Raw genomic sequence first — 2,002 nt, forward strand, 5'->3', positions numbered from 1 at the left:
GCGCACCGCCTTCATGTGCATGTCGTCCAGATCCTTGGAGCGATTGCCCAGTACGGTGATCGCGTCGCCGGGCTCGGCAGTGTCGCCGGTGAAGCCGGAACGCTCGGTCTGGCGCGGGTTGCCGAGGTCGACCTGCCAGACCACGCCGTCGGCAGCCTCGACCTGGAGAACCGGATGCGGCGGCGACATCGAGATGGACCGGATGGTGCCCTCGAGCGTCACCTGCTCGCCCTCGGCCCAGGACCAGCCGTGATGGGCCACGGCCGGCAGGCCGGCGGCAAGGCCCGCCCCGGTGGCGAGGAGTGCGGCGAGCAGGACGCGACGTCCGGTCGAACCGATGCACAGCGACATAGCCAGATCCCCCGAAGCCCCTGGTGACGGACCGTGGCGCCGGGCCCGGCGGCGAATCCGTCGCACCCTCCTGGAACTAGGGCGCGCCGTCGCCGGGGAAAAGCCCGGGCCGGGCGCCATCGGCCGTGTCGAAACTTTCCAAGCCGTTGAAAGGCGCCGTGTTCTCGGGTTCGTTTCGTCATCGCACATGTGCAAGCGCCAGACGGTCCCGTGCAAGCGGGGCCACTCCCCAGCATAGCACGACTGCCGGCGGCAGCGTTCCCGCTTTTACCGCGCACGTTCCCCCTGGCAGGGGTCGGCGGGGATGCTATCTGGAATCATTCCAGACCATCGCCTCATCCGAAAGGAACAGGCCATGTCGACGTGCAATTCCTGCCGCTTCTGGCACAAGCCGGAGACCCAGTGCCGGCGCAACGCGCCGCTGCCGGTCAACAGCAGCCAGGGCAAGCAGACCCTGTGGCCGGTGACCGCCGCGCAGGACTGGTGCGGCGAGTACCAGCCCAAGACCGCGGGCGAGCCGGAGCGGGTGGCCCAGGCGGGCTAGGCAGGCATCGATGGGCCTGCGCCTCAGGCGGCCGGGCCAGCCGCCGCCTGCGGCGCCGCCACATCGGGATAGGCGGCGGTCAGGGCATCCAGCAGCCGCCCGAGCGCCTCGCGGCACTGCCAGCGCCCCTCGCGGCGCACCAGCCAGCAGAGCCGGCTGTCGATCTCGGCCTCGTCGCCCGTCTGCTCGGCGTGCAGCAGGCCCAAGAGTGCTGCCTCGTCCGCGGTCACCGTCCCGGCACCGACCTCGGCGAACTGCAGCCGGCGGCGGCCATAGGCGGCCAGCGCCCGCTGCAGCGCCTGCAGGGCGCAGAAGCAGCGCTGGCCATGGCCGGTAGCGCCGCCATGGCTCAGGTTGCGGCGGATTGCCCGCTCGGCATCCGCACCACCCTCCGCCTGCCGCCGCAGGCACCAGAGCACCACCTGCTCGGTCGGGTCATATGCACTCGTCGCCAGCACAACCATGCGTCCCCTTTGCCGGTCTCTGCCGCGAGACCCGGCCGTTCAAGCTCCAGCGCGTGAAACATTCCCCAGGTAGCCCAGCAGTCCTGCCGGTGGCAAGCCGGCCGTACCGAAAGTCGCACCCAGCATAGAATCGTTCCAAGCAACCCTTGAACACAAGCCAGAGGCGTGGCCACGCCCATTCCCAGAAAATGGCGACGGTATTACACTGAAGATCTTTGGGGAATTCATCGGCGGGCCGGCCGCTGCAAATCCGGATGCTGCCCAGCAACGGCGCCGCAGCTGCCGGCACCAGCGCGCCGGCAGCTGGACCTGCTCAGATCTTGCGTTGCACCAGGTCGTGGATGAAGCCCAGCTTCTCGATCACCGCCGGGGAAAGGACGAAGGGGTAGAGGTCCGGCTGGCCCATCGAGCGGTTCAGGCTGTTGACCGCGAAGGTGAGCGGCAGCCAGGCGTCGATCAGCTCCTGGACGTGCCGCGCACGCGTCGCCTTCACGTCGTCCATCTCGGCCGACAGCAGGTCGTCGTCGCCGGCCTTGGGATCGACCTTCAGGCCGAAGGCCGCCGCGGTCTCCAGCGTGTCGACGATGTGCAGGTAATGGGTCCAGGTCTCGGCGAAGTCTTCCCAGGGATGGGTCGTGGCATA

General features: G+C 69.1%; 4 protein-coding genes. 1 reads left to right on the top strand and 3 read right to left on the bottom strand.

What is annotated here, in order from left to right; genetic code table 11:
• On the bottom strand, positions 1 to 351 hold a 351-nt coding region (locus VNS22_RS07815), incomplete at its 3' end, for a DUF6152 family protein (RefSeq protein ID WP_325731274.1).
• 355 nt (positions 352 to 706) lie between these two features.
• On the opposite strand from VNS22_RS07815, the gene VNS22_RS07820 reads away from it, so the two are divergent.
• Entirely contained in the window at positions 707 to 895 is a 189-nt protein-coding gene (locus tag VNS22_RS07820) for a hypothetical protein (protein ID WP_325731276.1), read from the top strand.
• A gap of 23 nt (positions 896 to 918) precedes the next feature.
• Here the strand turns inward: VNS22_RS07820 and VNS22_RS07825 are convergent, their stop codons facing one another.
• Positions 919 to 1,359 (bottom strand): hypothetical protein, encoded by a 441-nt coding sequence (locus VNS22_RS07825; RefSeq protein WP_325731278.1) that lies wholly within the window; start codon positions 1,357 to 1,359, stop codon positions 919 to 921.
• 313 nt (positions 1,360 to 1,672) lie between these two features.
• On the bottom strand, positions 1,673 to 2,002 hold a 330-nt coding region (locus VNS22_RS07830), incomplete at its 5' end, for a putative zinc-binding metallopeptidase (RefSeq protein WP_325731280.1).

Origin of the sequence: Geminicoccus sp., assembly GCF_035556675.1 — a bacterium.
GTDB lineage: Bacteria > Pseudomonadota > Alphaproteobacteria > Geminicoccales > Geminicoccaceae > Geminicoccus.

Coding starts and splice junctions, on each gene's coding strand:
- VNS22_RS07820 (WP_325731276.1), top strand. CDS start 707: ATGTCGACGTGCAATTCCTGCCGCTTCTGGCACAAGCCGGAGACCCAG.
- VNS22_RS07825 (WP_325731278.1), bottom strand. CDS start 1,359: ATGGTTGTGCTGGCGACGAGTGCATATGACCCGACCGAGCAGGTGGTG.